The sequence below is a fragment of the Parasedimentitalea psychrophila genome (assembly GCF_030285785.1).
GTDB classification, from domain to species: domain Bacteria; phylum Pseudomonadota; class Alphaproteobacteria; order Rhodobacterales; family Rhodobacteraceae; genus Parasedimentitalea; species Parasedimentitalea psychrophila.
Genome location: NZ_CP127247.1, coordinates 4,182,234 through 4,206,558, shown reverse-complemented (window position 1 = coordinate 4,206,558; position 24,325 = coordinate 4,182,234). Strand labels below are relative to the sequence as shown.

General features: G+C 52.8%; 19 protein-coding genes and 3 pseudogenes. 8 read left to right on the top strand and 14 right to left on the bottom strand.

Annotated features, from left to right (window positions below; translation table 11 throughout):
- Positions 1 to 26: 26 nt before the first annotated feature.
- Complete coding sequence (locus QPJ95_RS20345) at positions 27 to 305, top strand: acylphosphatase (protein ID WP_270918205.1); 279 nt, start codon at positions 27 to 29, stop codon at positions 303 to 305.
- Positions 306 to 752: 447 nt separating this feature from the next.
- On the opposite strand, the gene QPJ95_RS20340 is transcribed toward QPJ95_RS20345, so the two are convergent.
- The 12 genes from QPJ95_RS20340 to QPJ95_RS20290 form a co-directional block, all read right to left on the bottom strand.
- Positions 753 to 3,611: an NACHT domain-containing protein gene (locus tag QPJ95_RS20340; protein WP_270918206.1), complete on the bottom strand. Its 2,859-nt coding sequence runs from the start codon at positions 3,609 to 3,611 to the stop codon at positions 753 to 755.
- Positions 3,612 to 4,753: 1,142 nt separating this feature from the next.
- Positions 4,754 to 5,968, bottom strand: a complete 1,215-nt coding sequence (locus QPJ95_RS20335) for a phage major capsid protein (RefSeq protein ID WP_270918207.1) — start codon at positions 5,966 to 5,968, stop codon at positions 4,754 to 4,756.
- Positions 5,969 to 6,382: 414 nt separating this feature from the next.
- Positions 6,383 to 7,522 carry an AAA family ATPase gene (locus QPJ95_RS20330; protein ID WP_270918208.1) on the bottom strand — a complete coding sequence of 380 codons (1,140 nt, stop codon included), beginning with the start codon at positions 7,520 to 7,522 and terminating at the stop codon, positions 6,383 to 6,385.
- On the bottom strand, positions 7,522 to 8,013 hold the full coding sequence (locus tag QPJ95_RS20325) for a hypothetical protein (RefSeq protein WP_270918209.1): 492 nt from the start codon (positions 8,011 to 8,013) through the stop codon (positions 7,522 to 7,524). Before QPJ95_RS20325 ends, QPJ95_RS20330 begins: the two co-directional genes overlap by 1 nt.
- Complete coding sequence (locus QPJ95_RS20320; protein ID WP_270918210.1) at positions 8,013 to 8,198, bottom strand: helix-turn-helix transcriptional regulator; 186 nt, start codon at positions 8,196 to 8,198, stop codon at positions 8,013 to 8,015. Before QPJ95_RS20320 ends, QPJ95_RS20325 begins: the two co-directional genes overlap by 1 nt.
- Positions 8,199 to 8,290: 92 nt before the next feature.
- Positions 8,291 to 8,944: a hypothetical protein gene (locus tag QPJ95_RS20315; protein WP_270918211.1), complete on the bottom strand. Its 654-nt coding sequence runs from the start codon at positions 8,942 to 8,944 to the stop codon at positions 8,291 to 8,293.
- A gap of 543 nt (positions 8,945 to 9,487) precedes the next feature.
- Positions 9,488 to 10,771, bottom strand: a complete 1,284-nt coding sequence (locus QPJ95_RS20310; protein WP_270918212.1) for a tyrosine-type recombinase/integrase — start codon at positions 10,769 to 10,771, stop codon at positions 9,488 to 9,490.
- Positions 10,772 to 11,268: 497 nt separating this feature from the next.
- Complete coding sequence (locus QPJ95_RS20305) at positions 11,269 to 12,507, bottom strand: DUF1254 domain-containing protein (protein ID WP_286018195.1); 1,239 nt, start codon at positions 12,505 to 12,507, stop codon at positions 11,269 to 11,271.
- A gap of 71 nt (positions 12,508 to 12,578) precedes the next feature.
- A protein-coding gene (locus tag QPJ95_RS20300) for an IS3 family transposase (protein WP_286018130.1) occupies positions 12,579 to 13,666 on the bottom strand; the annotation gives its coding sequence in 2 pieces (ribosomal slippage) (positions 12,579 to 13,405 and positions 13,405 to 13,666; 1,089 coding nt in all).
- A gap of 33 nt (positions 13,667 to 13,699) precedes the next feature.
- Positions 13,700 to 13,999: a hypothetical protein gene (locus QPJ95_RS20295; RefSeq protein ID WP_270921246.1), complete on the bottom strand. Its 300-nt coding sequence runs from the start codon at positions 13,997 to 13,999 to the stop codon at positions 13,700 to 13,702.
- Positions 14,000 to 14,509: 510 nt separating this feature from the next.
- On the bottom strand, positions 14,510 to 14,665 hold the full coding sequence (locus tag QPJ95_RS24370) for a DUF4326 domain-containing protein (RefSeq protein WP_390922656.1): 156 nt from the start codon (positions 14,663 to 14,665) through the stop codon (positions 14,510 to 14,512).
- A 64-nt stretch (positions 14,666 to 14,729) separates the two neighbouring features.
- On the bottom strand, positions 14,730 to 15,662 hold the full coding sequence (locus QPJ95_RS20290; protein ID WP_270921247.1) for a hypothetical protein: 933 nt from the start codon (positions 15,660 to 15,662) through the stop codon (positions 14,730 to 14,732).
- A gap of 421 nt (positions 15,663 to 16,083) precedes the next feature.
- Here QPJ95_RS20290 and rlmF point away from each other — a divergent pair, with 421 nt between their 5' ends.
- The 4 genes and pseudogenes from rlmF to QPJ95_RS20270 all read left to right on the top strand — a co-directional run.
- Positions 16,084 to 17,010, top strand: coding sequence for a 23S rRNA (adenine(1618)-N(6))-methyltransferase RlmF (rlmF, locus tag QPJ95_RS20285; protein ID WP_270921248.1), 927 nt, complete (start codon positions 16,084 to 16,086; stop codon positions 17,008 to 17,010).
- A gap of 258 nt (positions 17,011 to 17,268) precedes the next feature.
- Positions 17,269 to 18,413, top strand: a pseudogene (locus QPJ95_RS20280) (IS3 family transposase); the annotation flags it as partial.
- A gap of 64 nt (positions 18,414 to 18,477) precedes the next feature.
- A pseudogene (locus tag QPJ95_RS20275) lies at positions 18,478 to 19,605 on the top strand (IS3 family transposase).
- A 38-nt stretch (positions 19,606 to 19,643) separates the two neighbouring features.
- Positions 19,644 to 19,964: pseudogene (locus QPJ95_RS20270) on the top strand (integrase core domain-containing protein); the annotation flags it as partial.
- 582 nt (positions 19,965 to 20,546) lie between these two features.
- Here QPJ95_RS20270 and QPJ95_RS20265 read toward each other — a convergent pair.
- Together QPJ95_RS20265 and aqpZ are read right to left on the bottom strand one after the other, a co-directional pair.
- Positions 20,547 to 20,753 (bottom strand): cold-shock protein, encoded by a 207-nt coding sequence (locus QPJ95_RS20265; protein WP_270921199.1) that lies wholly within the window; start codon positions 20,751 to 20,753, stop codon positions 20,547 to 20,549.
- A 925-nt stretch (positions 20,754 to 21,678) separates the two neighbouring features.
- Positions 21,679 to 22,368, bottom strand: a complete 690-nt coding sequence (aqpZ, locus tag QPJ95_RS20260) for an aquaporin Z (RefSeq protein WP_270921198.1) — start codon at positions 22,366 to 22,368, stop codon at positions 21,679 to 21,681.
- A gap of 629 nt (positions 22,369 to 22,997) precedes the next feature.
- On the opposite strand from aqpZ, the gene QPJ95_RS20255 reads away from it, so the two are divergent.
- Genes QPJ95_RS20255 through QPJ95_RS20245 form a run of 3 tightly spaced genes read left to right on the top strand, consistent with a single transcriptional unit; the run spans position 22,998 to position 24,142 of the window.
- Complete coding sequence (locus QPJ95_RS20255; RefSeq protein ID WP_270921197.1) at positions 22,998 to 23,159, top strand: hypothetical protein; 162 nt, start codon at positions 22,998 to 23,000, stop codon at positions 23,157 to 23,159.
- Between the two features lie 9 nt (positions 23,160 to 23,168).
- A complete protein-coding gene (locus QPJ95_RS20250) occupies positions 23,169 to 23,351 on the top strand; it encodes a hypothetical protein (RefSeq protein WP_270921196.1) in 183 nt (60 codons plus the stop codon).
- A gap of 11 nt (positions 23,352 to 23,362) precedes the next feature.
- Positions 23,363 to 24,142, top strand: a complete 780-nt coding sequence (locus QPJ95_RS20245; RefSeq protein WP_270921195.1) for a hypothetical protein — start codon at positions 23,363 to 23,365, stop codon at positions 24,140 to 24,142.
- Positions 24,143 to 24,325: the final 183 nt, after the last annotated feature.

Here is a 24,325-nt window from a genome sequence, read left to right as displayed (position 1 = left end):
CTCCATGACAGAGAGGATAATCTCCAATGTCTGATATTGCTTTGAGGGCTCGGATCACCGGACGTGTACAGGGTGTGGCTTTCCGTGCCTGGACACGGTCAGAAGCTAAACAGCGCGGTCTTTCAGGTTGGGTTCGCAACGATTCTGATGGCTCTGTACTTGCCTTGCTCATGGGGCCAGCTAGCGACGTGGCGGCAATGGTGCGAGCTCTGAGCCAAGGTCCGCCTGCCGCCCGTGTCACCGATGTCATGACTGAAAATGTAGAGCCTGATCCGGAATTCACGGGCTTCCAGATCATCCGGTAAACTGTCACAGGCAATAACGGATATTTCTCCAGTTGGGATACAGTCTGACTGAGTAAAAAGTATGGGTGCCCATACTCTTTGAATAAGATTGAACTTTTAGTGCCCTGAGTTTGTGTTCTGGAATTTGCAAGAAAGGGCGGACTTTGTAGTCATTCACAGTTGTTGGCCCAACTGGCGCGAACGGCCCTCTCCCGACTCTCATTTCGGTTTGGTATGCCGCCCTACAGCGTCACCATACCAGACATTCAACCACGATACGCAGAGTACTTCTCCATTTGCCCGATCAGCATTTCATCGTCGCCACTTGAAAACGGGACACTTACCAAAAACACTTGACTTCAGATGCTGACCAATAATTGGGTTGGCAAAAAATCAACAAGACCGATCATAAGCATAATCTAAATGGCGAAGATCTACGCATCTGATTAGAGGGGAGTGGATCAGAACTCATTGCGAAATCTGTGACGAATTCCTCTCCTCATTTCGTTTCAATACCAGGGAAACAAAGTCGTCGCATTCCTGTGATCTTGGGAAAGAAGCATTGAGATCAAGCGCCTTCTTGCACCTTTCAGCGAAGGTAATGGGTTTCGTGTCCGGCTGAGAAAATTTACCATTTCCTTCAATGGGAGTGATAGGTGGCAGGGCATCATTGAAGAGACTAAAAAATTCTGTGGGTAGATCCTCAACAGATCTAGAGATTGCAATGTCGAAAAAACCGCTTTCTGTAAATTGGGTGATTTGCGAAAGCCAATACCTCTTCAATGCCAAATTTCGCTCTTTTCCTTCAGGCCGCTTCCCGCCGGACCCATCGCCTTCAGCGGGTAACTCGGAAAGTTCATCAATCTCAACCTGATGCATCATAAATTTCCATGTTGAGTAAGCGTCAAGAAACAAAATCGGTTCGTAGACTAAAGGGTCACAAGATGCACACTCCGGTGCTTTATATGGAGAAAATTCCTGGATATACTGCCTTAATGGAAATCTTCCTGTAATCTGATTGCCAAAAAGAGAACAACATTTGGTCTCTTGAGTCAGGGTAATAGGAGCTGCTTTCAGGAAATCTAGAGTGGGTTCAACAAAATGAGACAAAAGCCACCAAAATGTTTCGTTAAGCGGCAATGAATGAGTATTCCAATCCTCAGGGTCACAAATTTTATCGGAAAAAAATGCGGCCATTACTGTGGCCTCTGAAGTTAAATCATCGACCACAGTTGTCATGATATGAAGATCAATCTCACCTGATGGAGTACTCGCCTTTTTAGTAATGCTCGGCCAACTCAAACGGAGGTTTCCTTTCTCATTAAATAGACCGCCATCACCTAAACCAATTGATACCCAGCGCCAAAAATTTACCTTTAGCCACTTCCGGTCCAAGAACTTTCTTCGCTCAAGAAGTAGACCTCCAGCAAGTTTATTATGGTTGCCAGCTATAAGTTTTTCTATGAACTGCTGGACTTCTGTTTTAGCCGCCAAACCAGCCCACAAAAAGATGACTGTTGTCCATCTGTCCATTAGGCACTTGTCGGCCAACAAAAATCTATCGAACCGGTCACCTGCGAAGTTGGTTTGGATGCCGTCACTGCAAGCCTGAGCGACCAAGAATTCACCAATAGACTTGTGCGCAAATGTATATTGACCTGGGCCGATCAGCAATCCAGAGCGTTCCCTCAAATGATCCAAAATCCCTAGTACATCATTAGGAAGGTTTTGTTCTAAGAGATAAGCTTGCAGCCATTGTGCGACATCGTTCTCCGAAACGGTATCCGTTTCCAATGAAATCATGTTTACCGCAATGAGCTCCAGGATTTTTTTCTTTTGTTCTTTCGTTAGGGGGACTGTTGGAGCGACCAATTCCTTATTTAGTTCCCATAGGCCCAGCATGCCGTCAATATATCGATCATAGAGTTTTGATCTATCGTCCGGCAATTCTCCATCCATATGATGCACTACAAGCAACGTGGACAACAACAATGGATTTCCCGTCAACGGTCCAAGAGTAGGATCAGAATTCCAAGTTTTCGCTAGATGTTTAGGTGCTTGAAGCTTGGCACCGGTCTGCATCTCGGGTCCATACTTTTGAAAATATTCAATGTAAGTAATAACTCTTGGAAGGTCGAAAGGGAGTAGACTTATGTCTCGCCAGCCCAGCTTTGTAAGGTCTGAAAGATGTGGTGTTGAAAGCGGCCTTGATGTAATCAGAATACTCAGATTTGGATGAGCTGTTTTTAACTCTTGAATCCACTCAACTGCCCGATCTCTGTCTTTCTCGCTGACTTCATCAAAGCCCTCAAATATTACAACAATCTTTTTCTCGTCAGCCCAGACTGTTACCTCGTGCGCATCAATCATGTCTTGAAATACGCTTGAGACTTCACCTGAGATACACTCGAACAGACCGGGTAGAGTCTCGCTCTTAAGTGTTTTTCTGAGTGGCAAGACGACAGGGAATAGTACATCCGAGCAGATCAACAGTTTTGAAGCCAACCAATTTGAGAAAGTTGTCTTCCCGGCTCCAGCTGGAGCTCTGACAATGCAGCTCTGAGATTCTGACACCAGTTCGTAGAATTCATTGAAGTTTTTAAAAGTTTTTACGCACTCATCTTCCTCAGTCACCTTCCCGTCTTTGGACGTCGTTTTTACAACACTCTCAGAAAATTCGGGAAAAACAAACAAATTGTCTAATTCCGCCTGTGGCACAGCCGACTGCCTGAGACCATGAATGCTCATTTTCAAAGCGGATGTCGCAGCCCGATGGTTGACGACCTTTTCGAAGTTTCCAAGAGGGTTTTTTTGAGATGAAGTGATTTTTTGCATCATTGAGTACATCGATGCCAGAGTCCCTCGTATTTCTTCTGTTTGCCGAAACACAGCTTGAAAAGCGGTTTTCTCCCATTCTGCAAAGACCGGCGGCACCTTCACCACGAGGTCAACAAGTGCACGTAAAAGGGTCTCGAAAGCTGCAGGATAGTCGGAGACAGAATCTAAGCTAAACTTGACTGCATCTCCTTTCAAAATGTCTCTCGTTATAACTTCACCTTCTAGCCCTCTCGAAAACGCGAATTTTGGGTTTTCGATTAGCCATTCGGCCACGGGAATAGCTTCTCCTGCGATGCGTCTCAGGTCGGCTTCAGGAATGTTTTCGACCTCAAAGAAAATTGCTATTGGCTCCATGACTGCGATGACAATTTCATCCAGTTTAGAGGCAATCTTTCGTTTTTCAAAATAACTGGGGGTTCCCTGCAATTTCCTATCAATTGCATTAGCAGTGAGCGATGCTCCTACTGCCATTAAAAACTCTGCGACCATAAAAAATTCCTGCTGAAATGAGCCGTTGCAATAATATTTTGCGGTATCCTGTCATCGTGATCAAGTCAGAAAGGCCCAAAATTCTCATTCGGTCATAAGTGTATGAATTTTCACGGCATATCCGAAGTGCGGGACGACATGCTAAGTGTAGATGATATGAAGGTCCACTTCAGAACGAGCTCTCAAAATTTGTGCCTTTGTAGCAAACGACGGCTTCTCGCCCTTCCTGACGAGTTTCAGCGACTGCCGCATTGGTCACAATGGGCTCGAACCGCCCCTTCGCTGCGGTGATCACGAATGGCCGCAGTGGGCCGCTCACGTCTTATCGCGGCGAGCTGCGACCAGACTTTGCAAAGGTCGCAATCTGCGCATTGCTGCCATTGGAGCTGACCGCGGCGAAGGTCCGGAACCCGCCGTCGCTGCAAGATGCTGGGGCGGAAGCAATGTTCCACAATGGGTTTTAAGTTGTCAGATGGCCATAAAAAACCAGTTGTCTGCTCATTGATCAAAAGGCGCTTTGATTGTCCCTTGTTAAGTGAAATATTTCTGCGCTAAGTCCGTTTCGGCCTCATCTCCTGCCAGATCGCTTGGTGTCACTGCGACGCTGCTCCGGCTAGTCGGTGTGCCTCCCAGCGTTGTCAGTACCATTCTGAATTCCCTGAATTCTGCTGCGGTAGTGGTTTCACGTGCCTCCATTCTTGCACGCAGAACACACGCGGAGCCCAGTGCGGCCCGGTCAGAGGCCGAGAGCCATGGCATTTCCCATGTGAAAGCCAGCCACATCTTGCGTTCCTGTTCCGTAAGCCAGCTTGGGGAATCGCCTATAGGACCGGGCGTGGCGGGCTCTGAGCGCTTGTTGTAGCGCTCTGGGTGCTTTGCCGCCGCGCCGGTAAGATGCGCCTTGGCGAGGGGAGTGCGGCGTCGTGGCATGTCCGGAAATCCTGAATTGGGTTTGGCAAGAGAAACCTCCCCTACCGGTTAGCGGTCACGAAGGCCCAAGGACTGAGCCTCCCCCCCTCATGAAAAAGGGAGGACCGCGACGCTGGAATCGGCCCTCCCAAGTGCCCCGTCACATCATAGCGCTCGGGGCTAGTGACGGGTCGATGAAACACGCGAAGGCGACCCGTTACTTTGCCGGTAAATTAAGTGCTGAAGCGCACGAATTTGATGGCCTCGAAGTTTCCGACCCCGCCGCCGACCCGCTTGTAGGTGTAGAAGCGCACATTCGGCTTGTCGGTGTACTGATCGCGCAAGAGGCGCAGCCCATGGCGGTCTACGATGAGGTAGGCTTTGTCGAAGTCCCCAAACGCAATGCTAAGCGAGTTAGAGGCCATGTCTGGCATTTCCTCATCCAGCATCACAGGGAAGCCCAGAAGGCGGTCAGGCTGCCCCGCAGCGAGCCCCTGAGACCAGATCAGATTGCCGTCAGCGTCCTTCATCTTGCGCACCACGGCGGCGGCCTTCCGGTTCATCAACCAGGATGCGTTTTGACGGTAAGCGCTCTTGATCGCATAGGTGGCATCAATCAGCGTATCCACACCATCCGACGTCGTGCCAAAGCTGCCGGATGTGCCCGTGTTGAGGTGCTGGATGGTGCCCCAATCCCGGGCCTCATCATCCTGAGCATCCGTGGGGTAGGTCAACAAGCCGCGCGGTTTGAGAATGCCATCGCCAGTGATGAAGGCGCTCCCCTCTTTGCGCGCGAAAAGCTCCGCACATTTCTCGGTAATCCAAGCGGCAATGTCGATGATCGTGTCATCCAGCAGTTTCTGGGTGACCTTGGGCATCGCGAAAATTTCGTGAATTGGGATAATAAGTTTGCCCAGATTGGGATTGTCGGTGTCGGGACGCGCCTCGCGTTCACCAACCCAGCCACCACCTGCCTCGTCCAAATCGTTCAATTCTTCGTAGACGTCGGTGGAAATAGTCACGACGCGCGCAAGCTGCCGCATGGGGCTGATTTCGTGGACGCGCTTGTTCATATTCTCCCCAAGCTGGGGAATGACCGAGTAGCCGCCGCCAGGATCGCTATCCACGCTCATACTGGCTTGTGCACGCTGTGCCAGGTCAGACAAAGGGGTGCTGTCACCATCCCGAACGAAGCTACGAAGCGCGTTGCTGATGTCCTTCGAGTTGGGCTTGATTGGGCCTGCGCCGCCGACCTGATACCCAGCAATCTGGGAATTTATGTCGCCAATGGCGTCATGGAGCACGCTGATTTCTTCGTTGCGTTTGGCTTTGAATTCCTCAAAAGCCCGGTTCAGATCGGCAAGGATTGCAACAGGGCTGGTGTTGTCGATCGATGCCTGCACCAGCTGAATGCCGCGATGCTTTGTGGGGGGGTAGTAGATAGACATTTTGCACGCTCCATTATTGCCCGAAGGCTTCCAAGATTTTGGTAGTTTTGGACGCAGCGTTTGGCGTGCGCTTCGCCTCGACCTGGAGCCGGGCCTTGCTTCCGTCTGCAGCGTCGCGCGTGCTCTGGAAGCAGGAGGTGGGAGCAGCGTTTGGCGTACAACCATCTGTAATCACTGTATCATTTTCGGGAGTCACCGACAAAGAATTAGTACGTAACAATCCGGGAGGATTTGTCGTTTCTACGATGACTTGGCGTAGTGAAGCGCATCTCAAGGGGTTTGTGCAAGGGCATCTGGGATGTGTTGCGCCAGCGTTGCCCCCCGTTACCCCCTATAGGGGGTGGTAACGGAGGTAACGGTACATTGGCGGCGTTACCATTTGGGAAAAGTAACGGAAAGTAACGGTGGTAACGCTCATTCCAGGCACCTCCAGACGAAGCCCTCCACGACACAAATGTGACCACTTTCATTGAGTTTCTGTTTCGCGGCGTGGAACGCCTTGCGCTTTGCGCTATCGCTCTGACCAGAAGAAAGAGGACGGCTGTCGCAATACTCATGCCAAATATCCACCGGGACACACTTGCGATTGCCCGGGAACAAGTCCCCTGATTTCTTGACGCCATGGTGTGCAATTGCGTCGTCCAAGGCCTGCATGGCCGTGAGCTGCTGACCTTTCACAGCGGGTTGGTTATTGGTCGGCTCGGCTGCTTCAATCACAGCGGAAGTGACGGGGTCACCGTCCTCGTCGATCCCCAACTCAACATCACGAAGTGTGTATGCAAACACTTTGCCGCCACGCATGTCGCGTTGTTTGCGGGCCGTGGCCGTAGCGACAAGGCCTGAGCGTTTTATTTCGATTTCGGTATCAACAGCAGCCCGCAGGCTGCCGCTGCCCCGTGCGCCCTTGCTCGCATCTTTGCCAGAATGATGCACCAGCATGATATGCGCATCGGTTGCTTCTCGTAGTATGTCCACGTTGCGAATGAATGCCCCCATGTCTTGCGCAGAGTTTTCGTCACCATCACCCATCGACCGGGCCAAGGTGTCGATGATAATCATCCGAACACCAGTTGTTTTGCCAAGGACGTTGATCAGCGCTTGTACGTCGGTTTCCCCGCGAAAGTTGAGCGTCATGGGCAGGAGTAAGAAGCTCCGCTCCGCGTTCTCCACGAGTTCGGGGTATTCATATTGCAAGGCGGAGATGCGGTTGATCATACCGCTAATACCTTCGCCTGAGACATAGATAACAGCGCCGGAGAGGGAAGGTGTCACATTGTGACCGTGCCAATCTTGGCCAGCGGCAATGTGCATGCCGAGGTCGATTGCAAAGAAGGTTTTGCCCACATTGCTCGCGCCGTAAACGACACTGACGGTATTACGGCTCAACCAGCCCTTGACCAAATAGTTAGAGGTCAGGACCGGATGAATTTCATGCAGAGGCTTCAGGTTAGAGGCGATGTCGGCAACACGTTTTTTGAAACCGGGCAGAATGTAGGTGCCGGAGCCATTTGCCGGAGTAGGGTCGTTGGCTTGGGGATCGAAATTGTCTGCCATTACCCGACCTCCATTTTCAGTTGGGCCAACATTTTGATCTGCATATGGCGAGGAAGATATTTGAAGGCGGCGTAGGAGTAAGCCACCAACTCGAAGGTGGGAGCCAAGCTTGCCCAGAAATTCGCATCATCTTCCAAAGAGATAAACGTTGGCAGCGGGCCACTAGTGCGACCCAGCGCTTTGAGTGCTACCTCCTCGATGTCATCGCGAGGCAACGTCTTCAGCGTGCATTGGGCAAGATTGGCGCGCTCTTTTTCGTTCAGACAGGCTGACAAGAATTCGCTCGTTTTGTTCCAAGCGTAGGACTCGTCGAGAACCAACGCACACCCAATCTTCAGGATGGCCAGCTTGTGGGTTGTCTTGGCAAATAGAACCACTTTCGAACGGGTCGGTTTTTGGCTATAATCCACCGGAAGCTTACCAGCCATTTCTTTAGTTGAAGTGCCGTCGCCCATTGCCGTGGGGGCGGCGTTTTCCTTTGGCGGTTTCATTAGCTGACCTCCGCCTTAGTGTTTTCCCAAGCTTCGATCTGGGAGAGCTTCCAGCGCGTGCAGCCGGGAGACAGGGAGATAGCACGGGGGAAGTCAGTGCGCTCGCGATGCCAGCGCCAGACAGTCTGGCGGGTCACGCCGTAGCGTTTGGCGAGGTCTGTGTCAGAAAAGTACGTTACAATCATGGGAAACTCCGATTTTTGTTGGAGCTTCCCAATATTCACACATCAGCAATAAAAACTCGGCACACTCACCATGTTATTGACCATGGGTGTGCCTAGTTTTGGGTTTTGTTTCTCCGCGCGGCGTCACAAACACTCTGAGCGTCCCATGGCCGGTCCATGGCGAAAAGCAGATCCTGCAGAAAGGATAAAAACTGCTTGGAATCTCGCTCGAGTGGTTTGCCTCTACAGTGTTCCCATTTCTCCCTTGCGCCTCTATAAAAGGCGACTTTCTCCCACGTGGATTCCTGATTAGCCCTTCCGCTTGGCTGTTGAAGCTTGCCGATTTCGGCCAACCCGGCGTCCTCAGCGCTCGGTTGCTGTATGTCTCCTCCGTCAATCCTGATCGCCTCTTTGCCGGAATAACTCCAGATCATTGCCTGCAACAATGTCGGCAGGGGCGTTGTGATAACCCCCTCGCTACCTCTGGCTTGCAACGGCCAGCCAAGTTTACCGCTCTTCACCCTGCTGCGCGTGTTCGCCTTGAATTGCTCCCCGGCGGCTTTGGCGGCTACCTTATCAAGTGCGTTGTGGTGAGAGAGTGCACGATTCATGCACCGCCCTATTTCCTGTAAATGGAACGATTGATCAGTCTTGTCTGCGATCCGCAACCTCGACGTGCTGGCTAACATTTCCTCGGTCATGAACGCGTCAATCTTGTCTAATTCGCAATCAGGAAAGTGGTCGCGAAGAACCTGTAGAATATTCACTTTGTATTCTCCTGTTAAACAAATTTATTATCTGCATCACCTCGTAGAAACTGCCTCCAAGAGGCCATCATCGCCCGCCGTTTCTCCAACATGTCACCGCGCCTGTACGCTCGCTCAACTTCCGAGCCGACGGTTGAGGCCCGTCTTGCGTGGCCAATTCCTTGAAATCGTCTTCGGGGATTGCTGCCACGCGCAAAGCGTTCTTCCGTTGGTCATCGGACAAGCCCGCCTGCTTTGCCGCTTGCGAGCGGGTTAATTGAAGGGGGTCGGGTCCCTTTAATTCCGTCTTCGGCCCGGTTTTCTCCGGCTCGATTTGCTCTAAAACCTGCCCCATGCGCCGGATTGCCCGGTTGCGGATTAGGCGGGCCTTTTCTCAAGCGTCTCGTCGCCCGCGTCTTTGGCGGCCTGTTTGCGCGAAAGAGGGGGGGGCCCCCCCCTTTAGGTGTGCCCCGGTCGCTGGCTCGATTTGTTCATACACCGCTGGCAACAGCGCATCGGTCACTTGGTTAGGGGAAAGGGGGCTCTTCAGAACCTCTAGGACTGTCATCGCGCATCTCCCATCTGAACAATCTCGGCCGCAGCCTTCCCGCAAAGGAAGCGCCCCCACTCGGCCATCATGGCCCGTCTTTTTTCCAGCATGTCGCCGCGCCTGTAAGCTCTTTCAACGTCCGTTCCGACCCTATGAGCTAATGCAATTTCAGCCATATCTCGGGGGTATTCAGTCCGTTCAGCTGCCCAATCTCGAAAGGTGCTGCGCAACCCGTGAGGGACGGCAGGGCGGCCCGAGCGCTGATCCAAGTAACCACCTCCCCGCGCTGCATGGATGCGCTTCATGCAAGCCGATAGAGCCGCATCCGATAGCATCCCGCCTCGCACCGCCGGAAACACGAACATGCTACCTTGCTGGCGCTCTAGGTTGCTCAGCAGGCCAATTGCATTCTCCGTCAGCGGAACTCTGTGTTCGGATCGCGCCTTCATCCGTTCGGCAGGAACAGTCCAAAGCCGGTCCTTTAGATCGATTTCCTCCCATGTCGCACCTCGGATTTCGCCTGACCGCGCAACTGTCATAGCCATGAACTCCAAAGCCCTTGTCGCGATGCCATTTCGAGATTTCAGATCGGCGAACCAGTCGGCAGCATCATTGAGAGGCAGGGCAGGGTGGTGTGATACTTTGTGCACCTTTGCTGGCTTTGGCAAAACTGCATCCAGATTGCCTTTCCATCGTGCCGGATTGTCGCCCTCTCGGTGTCCCGCCACCGTGGCCCACGCCAAGACGGCCTCGACACGCCCGCGCAACCGCGATGCCGTTTCTGTTTTCTCAAGCCAGATTGACTTTAGAATGCGCAGCACGTCGGAAACGTCTATGTCCGCCACGGGCATTTCGCCGACCACTGGAACCGCATAGGTGTCTAAGGTCGCCCGCCACTGTTTGCGATGCTTTGTGTTGTCAAATTCCTGGAGTTTTCCGATCAGAAACTGCTCCATGGCATCTTGAAAAGTCAGGCCACGCATCTGAGCAGCTTTGACAGCGGCCACCTCCGACTTTCGATGCTCAACAGGATCAATGCCCTGCCAGATCATTTCACGCGCCTCGCGGGCCCTTTGCCGGGCCGCTCCAAGAGACACGTCGGGATACCCTCCAAGCCCCAAGTTCCTCCTGTTTGAATTGATCGTGTAGCGCAGGATCCATGAGCGTGCACCGGAAGGTGTCAATTGCAACAAGAGCCCCGAAACTCCGCCGACAGCGAAGGTGACGTTGCGACCAACACCGGGATGGCATAGACGTTTTATATCCAGCGGCGTTAACTCTTTGGCTTTCTTGGGCATAGCGATATTTCACCTGTATATAGGGGAATTCTCGTACTGGCCTTCATACCTGCCTAAAAGTTTGGCATTGCGTGCTACACATTGCAACTGAAATTGTCACGGCTATTGCCTTACTCGCTGTTAATAAACGAAATATGTGACATCATGCGCCTGCATGATACTGTATTGTGGCGGCCTGTCTCTCCGCCACAAAGTTCATCTAAGTAACTGATTTAGCTAGGTTATCCCCTCGGGGAAATTCCTCTATCCCCCAATCACTCCCCCGCTGGAATTTCTGCATAAGACTGGCAATCAAAGTGCTGCCATTTCCAAATGACCCGGCTAGGCGAGCCCCATTGAATTTACCAAAGTGACAAAACCGGCATGCACGAGTTAGAAATAGCAGCTTTGCGCTGATTGCGACCTTTGCAAAGTCTCGGAGCCTAGGGCGATGGAATCTGCAAAAACGGCCCTGAGCCGACCTTGGTACAAGGCGCGGCAAACGGCGGCTTCGCCCATCACTGCAATCTTTCAAAATCGGTCAGTTGCCAGCTTTTATCAAAAAATGCCTCGGCCGGACTGTAAAACCGGAACCAAACCCACCAGCCGCGCCCGGGAAGCGTTTCAACCCAGTTGTTTTCATAACCATCCGGTGCCTTGGGGCCGAAATAGAGATCAACCGACCCATCCTCGTTATAGCGAAGATCATCATAGGAACTTAAGGCAGCATTGTTGCTTGGGGCCAGAACCTGCGAACGGGTTTCAACATCATAGAGCGTGATGGACCAGAACAATTCGGCAGGTGGGTTTGCCGGAACATTCAGTTTGTAAGTGTTGGTTCCATCCAGCCATACACCTGCCGCATCCCGTGCTGATCGCAGATATTGCGACCCTGCACCGATCTTCTTTTCCTTCATAGCCGGTTGCGCCATGGAGGCTTGAAAATAGTAGTTTGTCCGCGCCTCAAGGTCGCGCCAGAACCTTTCCTGAAGGGATGGGTCCAGTTCAAGCACCCATTCCCAGCGGGTTCCCGGGTAATAAATGATGTTGTCAAACCGCGGCGCATAACTGATTGTCTGCGCCATGATCCAGCCGAAATGGGCAGCGTCAGAAAGGATTTGTTTCTGCCGTTCATCGGGGGCAAATGCTTGCCCCGGCGCGACCCCAAGAGGTTCAAGCAGTGAGATCATCAGGGACGCATCCTGATCCGCCTCAGGATCGACGAAATTCATCACCTCGGCCACCCGTTCCCAATAAACCTGCGGGTCCATTGGCGAGATCGTGTCCATGTCGACGCCGGTCGCCAAATGAACTGTTAGCTCTGGCGGGTTATTGATTTGACTTAAGGGATAGACCTTGGAATTTGTTACCGTTTTCACGGCCCCTTCCACATCACCTTCGATCACGAGACCACGGGCAAAAAACACCGCTACGCTGGTGCGCGAGCGCAGCAGAGTATAGCCATCGGGCATATCCAGCTCACCCGGGAAGTCGGCGGGCACAACCACGAATTTGGCGCCATTGGCGTCGATCCCGGCAAGTGGCACCTGCCACAGATCAAGAACCGAGCCAAGGAATGGGGACGGAGGAACATCCACGACCATCGGGCCGTTGGCATCCAGATCAAGGAAAATCATACCATAGACCGTGGTGTCATTGCCGGTCAGAATGATGCCCTTGGGATCGAGGAAATCCTCCCAGATCACCAGATCGCCCATTTGCTGGCCCTCTATGGCCTCGTTCGGGCCAACATGCATGGAATAGAAACTGACAAGATTATCGGAAATCTGGTAATCCCCCCATTTTTAACAGGGGGCGGTCGTAGAATTTACGCGGCCATTTTCAGTTTCATTGCGGGTGTGATGCCGCCGAGGCCCATATTCGGGCGGTCATTATTGTAAGTCCATAGCCATTGTGTGGCAAAGTCCTGTGCCTCCTCTATGTTTTCGATGATATGTTGGTCCAACCATTCATGCCTGACGGTGCGATTATAGCGCTCGATGTAAGCGTTCTGCTGCGGCTTTCCGGGTTGAATGTACTGGATGATAATACCTTGTTTCTCAGCCCATTCCAGCAGCTTACCACTGATGTACTCCGGCCCATTATCGACCCGAATGGTTCCTGGTTTCCCACGCCATTCAATGATCCGATTAAGGCTGCGAATAACCCGTTCGGCTGGCAAAGAAAAATCGACCTCGATGCCCAAACCCTCGCGGTTAAAATCATCCAGCACGTTCAAGAGCCGAAACGCCCGACCATCCCCGAGGCGATCCGCCATGAAGTCCATCGACCAGGTCATGTTCGGGGCGTCCGGCACTGCCAGCGCATCGGGTTTGTCCCGCTTTAACCGTTTCCGAGGTTTGATCCGCAAGTTCAGTTCCAGTTCGCAGTAAATCCGGTAAACCCTTTTGTGGTTCCACGAATGACCTTGCACGTTACGTAGATGCAGGAAACATAGCCCAAACCCCCAAGTCTTCCGTGCGGCCGTCAGCCCAACCAGCAGATCGGCAATCTCTTCGTTCTCATCGCTCAAGAGCGGGCTGTAACGATAGCACGTCTCACTGACATCAAACGTGCGGCAGGCCAGCGCAATGCTGATACCGTGGCGCGCCACCGCTTTCTCGGCCAGACCCCGTCGTAAGGCTGGCCGGATCACTTTTTTCCCAGGGCTTCCTTCAGTAATTCTGCTTGCATGCTCATCTCGGAATACATCTTTTTCAGCCGCCGGTTCTCGTCTTCAAGCGCCTTCATTTGGCTGATCATCGACGCGTCCATACCACCGTATTTTGATCGCCATTTGTAGAACGACGCGTTGCTCATCCCGTGCTCGCGGCACAGCTCCGTTACAGGCACACCGCCTTCGGCTTGGCGTAGGATCGCAAGAATTTGGGGTTCGCTATATCTCGTCATCTTCATCAAAATCTCCTCATGCATTCTGCCGAGAAAATTCTACTTCCACATCCCCTTAGTTTCGGGGGGGATTACCATCTGATGTGCCAGCACGGCGCGCTGATAATCCATTTCGTCATAAAGGCGGCTGACAGTTTCGTCGGTGGGATATCCAGCACTGTAGTCCAGCCCTCCCATCCGGGTTTCGATCCGGTTCAACACCGTCTCTTGGCAGGCGGCTTCGGCCAGGCATTCAGCTGTTGTCGACCCGGAATAATCGGAAGCGAATGTACTGCTGGCTGAGATGGATGATAAAATGAGAGCGCTCCAAGCCGTCATTTTGATAACAAATAGAGGCATGTTGTTTTCCTTTCAGGGGAACTCTCATTTCTTGGACATTAGCATATTGTCAAATTGTGGATAGATAATGCGATAGATCAATTTCGCGAACTTCGCTGTTTGATGTGAAGTGGTTTGACAAATGCGCACAGCAGACGTTCGTGCAAAGTGCAGCGAAAGTCGGCAATCCGCCCTTTGTGACAAAATGTGCAGGGTGCAGAAATCAGGCTACTTCCCTCTCCCCTCAAGGTCACTAACAGCCCTAACCGGACCTTGGCGCACAATGCGTCTAACGGCTGCTTCCAGCCCTTCTACGACATTCGTGCTGGGTGCAGCATGGGCGACGTCTGAAGCAGGAAGGGCGGATACCAGCCCTTCGCTGCGGCCAACTCCAACGACTGCTCAACGTACATTTGCTACCGTTCATCAATGGTTAACAACCGCAATGTCTTATACAGGTGCCGTCTGAAGGGAGTTAGTTGGACTGTTTTGCGGGTTCGATCAGTACGTCGGCAGTGCTGGGTTGATCTGTCAGTACCAGCAGGCAAGATCCTTGCCGCGAAGGTCGTGCCGAGCCTGGAATAAGCGGGTTTCACTTTTGACCATCCACGCGCGGTATATATCCAAGACCTTCTGTGGCTCAGCCTGAGTGCTTCTATCTTGATTTGTGAGAGTCAGTTTCAGCACCCGACGCCCTATGTATCTTCGAAGCGGTGCTTTCGCTATAAAACCTCAGAGAAGCCGCCCCTTGTCATCGCTTTTCAGCCGTTTCCGCCTCCAGTACAATTTGCACGGCCTGAGGCACCAATTGCATATCGGATACAGCCTCCAATACCTGTTTTTGCAATTGCGATCGGGTCACAAATAGCCCGCCCAGCATCATCGGATTTCCGTCGTAAGACAAAGCTACGTGGGTTTCATCCCAGGACCTCACCAACGAAAATAGCCGGCAATTGGGCATCTCGGTATTCAATCTGAGAATATTCTCAAGATAGCCTTCCAAGCCCTGGCATTTGACCTTGTCGCTATCGCTGGAAAAAGCAGAAAATTCCTCACCTTGAGGACATTTCTTTCGGGCTGTCTCTATCAGATTCCGGGTGCCGACCAACTGTCTGCCAAGAGGGCCACTGCCAGTCCGCTCCAGTGTTGTTACCACCAACCAATTCCTGTTTTTCGGATGTTTTAGTGAGATAACCAAACCACCAAAAAGGGTTTTGGGGTGTTTTCCGCCAGTTTTGATGTGGATATTGCAACTGCTCACAGATACGCCGCCAAAATCACTTTTCAATCTATCTTCAGATCGCGCAACGCGGCCCCTCGGAAGCAGCCCGGTGTCCACCAAATCTTGCATCCCATGAAATGTACGACTGTATTCAAACCCCACCGCCTTGGCCACTGTCGGCAATAGTGAAGCAGAGAACGTTTTGCGAAGAAAGACACTGACAAAAACTGCACCGCCAAGTGCTGCGAACAGGGGCAAGAATGTGAGAGCCAAATCGTCAGGATTGGTGGCATAGACTAAATGGGCGCCCCAAACACCCGCCACGAGGATGACAAAAACGGTGATCCAAGACAGCATTTGTTTCATTTTCAGAGTTCTAAGCGTTCCCTGAAGCTGACGGTCAATGTCGGGATCACCTGTAAGCTCATAATATTTATTGATAATAATCAATTTTCCATTCACAGGCTGCCACGCCCTTAGCCGCCACGCCCCATGCAAAACGCCAATCCTGATAATTTCCCCATGAAAGGCCGTTCGTTTAAGCTATTTTCCGATCTGGCGCAATCGTCCCTGCATCCTCAGTTGGCGCCTGGCCGCGAGGGTGATCAAGAGGGGTCGGACCGGCCATTCGCTGCACTGGTCACGAAGGTCGGATCTGGGCCGTGATTGATGGACGCCCTTATTGGATCAGCGCAATGCTGCGCGTTAGAGAAGGTCCGCTCCGCGCCAAAAATTTCGGATTCTGCACACGGAAAGAACGGGCGGGCCGTTGCGTCAGCGGAGGATCTGCCCTGCTCCTAATTTTACTATTTGTGCATGAGGGCCTAAAACCAACTAACCGTCTGGCGAATGTCGCCTACCAATTTTCATGAAGGCGCCCCCCATGGCCATCAAAACGAAACTGCATCCCCGTAATCAACACTCAGAAGGTTACGACTTTGTGCGTTTAGTGGCGCAGACACCTGAACTTGAGGCTTTCACGATCAGTAATCCACTCGGTCAGACGACGATTGATTTTCAAGACGTGAGGGCTGTCCGTATGCTTAATCGGGCGTTGCTAAAGACGCATTACAATATTGATTTTTGGGATATCCCTAGCGGCTATCTATGCCCACCAATTCCCGGTCGTGTCGACTACATCCACTATCTCGCAGACTTGCTTGCCGACAGCAATAATCAAGACATCCCACGTGGGCGTCACATCAAAGCGTTAGACATCGGCACCGGTGCGAGCCTGGTTTACCCCCTGACAGGCCAGAGCGAATACGGCTGGAACTTCACTGGCGTCGATATCGATGTGGGTGCTCTCAAATCGGCAAAGCAAATTTGTGAATTCAACGAGTTGGAAATCACCCTTAGGCGACAAAATGAACCTAAGGATATTTTTTGTGGCGTGATCAAAGCCAACGATGCTTTTCACGTAACCATGTGCAACCCGCCTTTTCATTCGTCCATGGAGCAAGCGAATAAAGGCACCAAACGTAAGTGGGCGAACCTCGGAAAAGGGCATTCAAAAAAGCTCAACTTTGGCGGCCAAAACGCTGAACTTTGGTGTCCGGGTGGCGAGATAAAGTTTATCGCCCGCATGGTTGAACAGAGCATGGAGTTCGCCGACCAGTGCCTGTGGTTTACCTCGTTGGTGTCGAAAAAAGATAACCTCCAGCCACTCTACCGAATTTTAGGAAAAGCCAGGGTTGCTGATTTTAAAGTCGTCGAAATGGCACAGGGGCAAAAAACAAGTCGGTTTATTGCTTGGACTTTCATGAAGAAAAATCAGCGCTCCTTGTTTGCTAATAGAGCTGAGAAATAGGGCCCCTTTGCCGAAGTTTTGCAATGCAGCTAATGTCTGCTTCGGCGGAGCTGCATCGCAGCTTCCCGTGACACTGTGGATGTCCGCTTTGGGCCAGTCCTTTCGACCCGACACACTTGGCACCCCTACTTTGCAAAAGGTGACTTACTGCGCATTGCTGCCGTTGGTAGATTGTCTGACGTCAGCGCCTATGGGTCCAAATAGCGTTATTTGATAAGAGAGTGTTTCTGGCTCATCGTAACCACTGAGGAGTGGAACATGAGACATACAACTGGAACAGGCAAAAGCCCTGGCGAGAAGATCGTCAAAGATATCAAGCGGGCCACCCCTGCCCGGCAGCACATGCGCAGCATGTGTGAGAGGGGCGCAAACATTACTCATCCGAAGAGAAGATCAGGATCGTCCTGGATGGCCTTCGTGGCGAAGACAGCATTGCTGAGCTGTGCCGTCGTGAGGGCATTTCCCAAGGCATCTACTACAAATGGTCGAAAGACTTCATGGAAGCTGGCAAGAAGCGGCTGGCTGGCGATACTGCACGCGCTGCAAACACCGACGAAGTGAAGGATCTGCGCCGTGAAGCGCGTGATCTGAAGGAAGTTGTGGCGGAACAAACGCTCGAACTCCGTTTGCTTAAAAAAAGCATGTTCGACGGTGGGGACGGCCGCGAATGAGATACCTGTCACCCGGCAGGCGATTGCGTAGCAATCTGCCGAAAGGGGGCATCTGAGAAGTTAGAGATCATCAGGCTGGTTGAGGGATCGCATCTGTCGGCCCGCCTGACATTGGCCAAGTTGGGCATCCCACGCACCACTTTCTATCGTTGGTATGATAGGTATTTGCAGCGCGGCGAAGCTGGACTGCCGGATCAATCGCCGAAGCCCAAACTCGTCTGGAACCGTATTCCGGACGCGATACGGCGCAAGGTCGTGAAGTTGGCGCTGAACGAGACCGAGTTGTCGCCACGTGAACTGGCAGTGACGTTCACGGATCGAGAAAGCTATTTCGTATCAGAGGCTTCGACGTATCGGATCTTGAAGGCGCACGATCTGATCACCAGCCCCGCCTTCATCGTTATAAAGGCGGCGAGCGAGTTCAAAGACAAAACCACAGCCATCAACCAGTTGTGGCAGACGGACTTCACATATCTGAAGATCATCGGCTGGGGTTGGTTTTATCTCAGCACGATCTTGGACGATTACAGCCGGTACATCATCTCATGGAAGCTTTGCACGAACATGAGAACACAAGACGTCACTGATACGTTGGACTTGGCTTTGGAAGCATCGGGATGTGACCAAGTTCATGTCGTCCACAAGCCACGCCTGCTGAGTGATAACGGTTCCAGCTACGTCTCAGGGGAACTGGCGGAATGGCTGCAAGACAAGGGCATGAAGCACAGCCGTGTGGACCTGTCACGGTATTGTTCCGCCCCTTTGAGAGCATATTCTGCCCCAAAGGAGATACACCATGGCACCACGACCATCCGAAGAATTCAAACGCGACGCAGTGCGGATCGCACTGACCAGCGGGCTGACCCGCCGACAGGCGTCCTCCGATCTTGGGGTTGGTATGTCCACCCTGTGCAAGTGGATCGGAACCTATCGTGACGCGGACGTTGTTTCGAAAGAGGATCAGGAACTGGCCAATGAGAACGAGCGCCTTCGCCGGGAAAACCGCCTTCTACGTGAGGAGAGGGAGCTGCTAAAAAAAGCAACAATCTTCTTTGCGGACCAAAGCAAATGAGGTTTTCATTTGTTGAAAAGCACCGCAATAGCATTCCCACAGAGCGACTTTGCCGGATTGTGGATGTCACCCCACGTGGCTACCGAGCCTGGCGCAAACGCCCTGCCTGCCAGCGTCAACGTGGGGATATGGTTCTGTTGGCCCACATCCGGGAGCAGCACCGCCTGAGTTTGCAGAGCTACGGCCGACCGAGAATGGTCGAAGAACTGAAAGAGCTTGGTCTGGATATTGGTCACCGCCGTGTCGGCCGATTGATGCGCCAGAACGGCATATCTGTTGTCAGAACCCGTAAGTACAAGGCCACAACGGACAGCAATCACAAGTTCAACATCACGCCAAACCTGCTGAACCGGAACTTCTCAGCAGATCGACCCAATCAAAAATGGGTTGTTGATATCAGCCACATCTGGACCCGCGAGGGCTGGCTCTATCTGGCCGTGGTTCTGGACCTGTACTCCAGGCGCGTGGTCGGTTGGGCTGTCAGCAACCGGATGAAGCGCGATCTGGCCATACGGGCGCTGAACATGGCCATAGCCCTGCGCAGGCCGCCCAAAGGATGCATCCATCATTCTGATAGGGGCAGCCATACCGGCGCAGGATTACCAGAAAATCCTGCGCCGGTATGGCTTCAAGGTATCCATGAGCGGCAAGGGTAATTGCTATGATAACGCCGCAATGGAAACCTTCTTCAAAACCATCAAAGCGGAATTGATCTGGCGGCACTCTTGGCAAACCCGCAGGGCTGCTGAGATCGCCATCTTCGAGTACATTAATGGGTTCTATAATCCCCGCCGGAGACACTCGGCATTAGGCTGGAAAAGTCCCTTGGCTTTTGAAAAGATCGCCGCCTAAATGAGCACAAGGGGCGGAACGAAAGCGGGACAGGTCCAGAATGGCTGCAAGACAAGGGCATGAAGCACAGCCGTGGCGCGCCGTATCACCCGCAAACCCAAGGTAAGATCGAGCGGTGGCATCAAACCTTGAAGAACCGCATCTTGTTAGAGCACTACTTCCTGCCCGGTGATCTCGAAGCCCAAATCGAAGCCTTCGTCGATCACTACAATCATCACCGCTACCACGAGAGCCTGAACAACGTCACACCCGCCGACGTCTACTTCGGACGCGACAAAGCCATTCTACAACAAAGGGAAAGGATCAAACGTAGGACGCTCGAAACGCGGCGCTTGCATCACAGACAACGCGCCGCATAATGAAGCCAACCAGATGAGCCGAACTCTCTTGTAGTTTAACCTGCCATTGGTTCCAAAAACCCTGACGACGGACACACAACGGTCTAACCGATGGTAAAGCTGACATTCACTAAGCAAGGGTGACCATTTTTGTACCAGACTTAGCAGCCAGCAAATGGGTCGGGAAGAGTGTAGCACCGTTTATACTGACGCGGAGCAGTCAACTGACGAAGTAAAGCATTTTTTAAAGCTTCATTCTTTTGGCCTGATCAAGTCTGAATTCAGACTCACAGCAGAGTGAATGGGCCAAGAGCTCCAGCAGGAATTATCCAACGGAAAGTTCTGGAAAGTCCGCACGGCAGACACTGGTGCTACGCGCAGCGAATGGCGGCCGTCCGCCCTTCAAGACGAGTTTCTGCGGCAGCAGCATTGATCTCAATGGCTTCAAGAGCGGACATTGCGCGATGGCAGCAGATGGGTAGGGTGAGTCCAACAAAGGAGCGCGGGGTCACAGCAGTAAAGCGGAGCGATTACTGTGTCATAAATGCGAAACGCGACCCACAGAACATGGGCCGCGTTTCAAGAACTCTTCCTCGTATAGGCTTATGCCAGTGCGAGGTTCACAGCGGACTCTCGACCGTCACGGCCGGGTTCGATGTCAAAAGTGACTTTCTGGTTGTCTGCCAGGCCGGTCAAGCCGGAGCGCTCAACAGCGGAGATGTGGACAAACACATCATTGCTGCCCCCGTCGGGTGCGATGAAGCCGAAGCCTTTGGTAGAGTTGAACCATTTTACGGTGCCAGTGGCCATATCCGTAGCCTTCAATTATGTGCTGCCCGCGTGGGTGCGGCAGCCCGGCGTGTCAGGTCTGGATCGAAAGACTGAACGCCGAAGAACGGGAGACAGTAGGTCAAAAAAAGAAAACCGTTTGCCTACACCATGGTAGGGGCGGCGGCTCTGCTTTCAAGAGTTTAATTCATGAGTGTCTCAGATCGGGGTAGTCCCAAAATAACCGCTCAATGCGGATCTTACGCAGTCCAACTAAGAAGCCGACCCTGAGTTTCGATGTGAGGGGCCTGAAGCTTAAATACAACACTGGTTATTTGGCCCGGGCCGCTCCTCCCGCCCACACGGACTGCAGGTCATTGGCAGGGTGCCAGGAAGAACCTAAGAACCTATTGGGCTTCGACGGCCATCCAACAAAGGAGCGTGACGGTAGGTTCGCGACCCGCTGCAAGTGCTGGAGCAGACGGGGCGCTTTTCCATCCAGGGAAGAGAGTGGTGTCAAATTGATACCTTGACGATTTGACATCTCGCATGGTGGAATACCTTTCCTAGGGTCAAGTATTGCCTTGATGTCTGGCTTTCACTGGCTGTCTAATAAGGGGGATGAAAAATTGGATGCTCAAGATATGCGAACGTTTAGCGCAGTTTGCGAGAGCCTGGAGAGAACATTCCGCCGCCTAGCGGAAACAGGCGAAACAGAGATGCCGTCTAGCCCGATAGAGGTTGCTGATGCATTGTCCGTTGCGGGCAAGGATTTGCGGTCCGGTCCAGCGCCTGTGCAATCCAAGTAAGGAGCGACCCGCATGCGCAATTAGGTACGGTTTTGGACACGGGTCGCTCTCCCACTCACTCAGTGGCGGATTTCATGTAGTGAAGTACTAAAGCGATATTGGCCCAGATAAGGAGGGGCCAGGGTTTTCCTGTAGCCCAGCAAAGGTGCCGCTGTATGTCAGTCCTCGGTGCTCATCACCTTCCAGATCACCGCCCCCAGCGCAGCGCCCACCAGTGGGGCCACCCAGAACAGCCAAAGCTGTGCCAGCGCCGGGCCATCGGCAAACAGCGCCACTCCGGTCGAGCGCGCCGGGTTGACCGAGGTATTGGTCACCGGGATCGAAATCAGGTGGATCAACGTCAGCCCTAGACCAATGGCGATAGGGCCAAAGCCAGCCGGAGCCCCATCTGAGGTGGCACCAAGAATGATAATCAGGAACATTGCGGTCATCACCACCTCGGTGATCAGTGCCGCCATCAGCCCATAGCCCTGTGGTGAGGCTTCGCCATAGCCGTTAGAGGCAAAACCGCCGACACCGGTGAACCCCGCCCCACCGGAAACGATGATATAGAGCACCACCGAAGCGGCAACCGCCCCCACCACCGGCGCCAGCCAATAGGGGATCAGATCCTTGGCGTCAAAACGTCCTCCTATCATCAGCCCCAGCGACACCGCCGGGTTGAAATGGCCGCCGGATATATGACCCACGGTATAGGCCATGGTCAAAACCGTCAGTCCAAACGCTAGGCTGACGCCCAGCCAGCCGATGCCCACATCAGCAACGCCCGCCGCTAGAACCGCGCTGCCACAGCCGCCCAGAACCAACCAGAATGTACCGATGAATTCTGCCAATAATTTCTTGGTCATTGCTTATCTCCAGATTGAATATGAGATGGATAACAGGCTTAAACGGTCACTTCCTATTTTCTCCTAATAAGTCCGATGCTCTAGTTAGCTCCCGTATCAAAGAACTGTTTGTAGGTAGGAGACTTGCACCAGCGGGCAAGCGCTCTGCTCTCTGAAATAACGTGGATGGATAGAGAAGAACGGCAAGACTTGAGCCAACCGTTCTTCTTTTCAATTGGGTGCTATGCCCTCTCGCCATCAGGTCGCGATTGGTCCGGCGGTGCCGCCCATGCCTGGCAAACACGAGCCTCGTGCGCCGTTGACGGCCTTGGGTTGCACTACCAGAGCGATTAACAAGAGAGCCTATCGGCGAGCGGCCCGCGGGCGAAAGTTGGGGTGTCTGGACGCGGGCCGCTCTCTCCACCCACGGAATGGACGGGTTTCAAGTAGCTTAATACGAAAATGATCTGGGTCCAGAAAAGGAGGTCGAACAATGCGCCATCTCTTTGACCAAGTCCGTCTGCATATCGCGGAAACTCTGATCAGGTGGCCAGTAGACATTATGCCAATCCATCATCCGGGCAATACGATAATTTTTACGGCAGGGGATCTGGTCTTTTCGCGCCATGCGTCCAAGTAAGGAAGCAGTGATGCAGGTTCGCCGTGTGAAGACGGCGATGATCGCGGACAATGATGACCACCCGCCTGGGGTAACACCCATACCCCGGCAATCTATTGAAGGTGAAATTTCCGCAGATGCACAGGCTGAGCTATTGGCGATGATCGCAGAAGTAAACCAGGGTCCAGATTAGGAGATTCAAGTGGGTTATCGACTGAAGGCAGAATTGGACGTTATGTCGCGCGCCGAGGCGCAGGCCATTGTTTGGGCCATTCTCGATGATCACGGGCCCGATCTTGTGCTCGAAACGGTCGAGCGGCGTGAAACTGAGATTAAGCAATCTCGCCCGAATGATCCGCAAGGAGGCGGGGCGGCGGCATCTTAAAGGAGCACTATATGGGCTATCGACTGAAGGCAGAATTAGACGTTATGTCGCGCGACGAAGCGCAAGCTATCGTTCGAGCCATTCTGGAAGCACACGGCCCCGATCTTGTGCTCGACACAGACGGGCAGCGGGAATTGAAGGAGAGTGTGGCTGTTGGTGCAGATACTGGCGCCGACCCTGTGGAGGGCTTTGACCCAACTATTCGCCAGCAGTACAATCGTGCCGCTCAGAATTTCCGGGCCTCTGGATATTTTGCGACCAAGATCAAAGACATAGAACTGGCATACGGCGTGGAATTGGCATGCGGCACAGAACCCAATAGTGAGCTATTCGCTGAGGTGACTTGGTTGTTCTCTGCCTCCATTATGCACGCTGTTGCTTGTATGGAGGCGGTGTATAACGATCTGGTAGAAGACTCTGACTTTGGCCGCGAACGTCTCGGCAAAATCGAAGGAAAACCGCTGCTCTCCAGGTGTAATTCTTTGCTGGAGTACCACTCGAAACCGACCTTCGAGCAGGGGAGTAAAACAGCACAAGCTGCATCGAACGTTGTCAGTCTGCGCAACGCACTTGTCCACTATCAGCCAGAGTGGGGTGATCAAGCAGGGGAATCCGCAAGGCTGGAAAAACAGTTGCCTAGAGGTATGGAAAGTCTTTTAGCGACCGAGGACGCTCGGTTTTTTCCTGTCAGCTGCGCTAGTTATTCCTGCGCCGAATGGGCGGGAGCCTCCGTGAGGGAATTTGTCTCGGATGCCTGTGCCAGATTTGACCACAAACTGGAGTGGCTCTGAGGGCGAAGCTCTGCAGTCAACACCGGAGCCAAGCGGATGGAAACATTAGACTGCAGAGCGGTTGGCTGACAAGATTGGTGCGTCGCCGAACCGTTTGAGTATCACTGCCCGCAGGCCGTGTCTGAGACTCGGCCGCGGTTTCAAAAATGTTCGGCGACCTTATAATTGGCAGTGGGCCGTAGT

Coding starts and splice junctions, on each gene's coding strand:
- QPJ95_RS20305 (WP_286018195.1), bottom strand. CDS start 12,507: ATGCATGTTGGCCCGAACGAGGCCATAGAGGGCCAGCAAATGGGCGAT.
- QPJ95_RS20325 (WP_270918209.1), bottom strand. CDS start 8,013: ATGAAACCGCCAAAGGAAAACGCCGCCCCCACGGCAATGGGCGACGGC.
- QPJ95_RS20335 (WP_270918207.1), bottom strand. CDS start 5,968: ATGTCTATCTACTACCCCCCCACAAAGCATCGCGGCATTCAGCTGGTG.
- QPJ95_RS20310 (WP_270918212.1), bottom strand. CDS start 10,771: ATGCCCAAGAAAGCCAAAGAGTTAACGCCGCTGGATATAAAACGTCTA.
- QPJ95_RS20255 (WP_270921197.1), top strand. CDS start 22,998: ATGCAGGTTCGCCGTGTGAAGACGGCGATGATCGCGGACAATGATGAC.
- QPJ95_RS20245 (WP_270921195.1), top strand. CDS start 23,363: ATGGGCTATCGACTGAAGGCAGAATTAGACGTTATGTCGCGCGACGAA.
- QPJ95_RS20340 (WP_270918206.1), bottom strand. CDS start 3,611: ATGGTCGCAGAGTTTTTAATGGCAGTAGGAGCATCGCTCACTGCTAAT.
- QPJ95_RS20345 (WP_270918205.1), top strand. CDS start 27: ATGTCTGATATTGCTTTGAGGGCTCGGATCACCGGACGTGTACAGGGT.
- QPJ95_RS20265 (WP_270921199.1), bottom strand. CDS start 20,753: ATGGCCACTGGCACCGTAAAATGGTTCAACTCTACCAAAGGCTTCGGC.
- rlmF (WP_270921248.1), top strand. CDS start 16,084: ATGGCCATCAAAACGAAACTGCATCCCCGTAATCAACACTCAGAAGGT.
- QPJ95_RS20330 (WP_270918208.1), bottom strand. CDS start 7,522: ATGGCAGACAATTTCGATCCCCAAGCCAACGACCCTACTCCGGCAAAT.
- aqpZ (WP_270921198.1), bottom strand. CDS start 22,368: ATGACCAAGAAATTATTGGCAGAATTCATCGGTACATTCTGGTTGGTT.
- QPJ95_RS20320 (WP_270918210.1), bottom strand. CDS start 8,198: ATGATTGTAACGTACTTTTCTGACACAGACCTCGCCAAACGCTACGGC.
- QPJ95_RS20295 (WP_270921246.1), bottom strand. CDS start 13,999: ATGCCTCTATTTGTTATCAAAATGACGGCTTGGAGCGCTCTCATTTTA.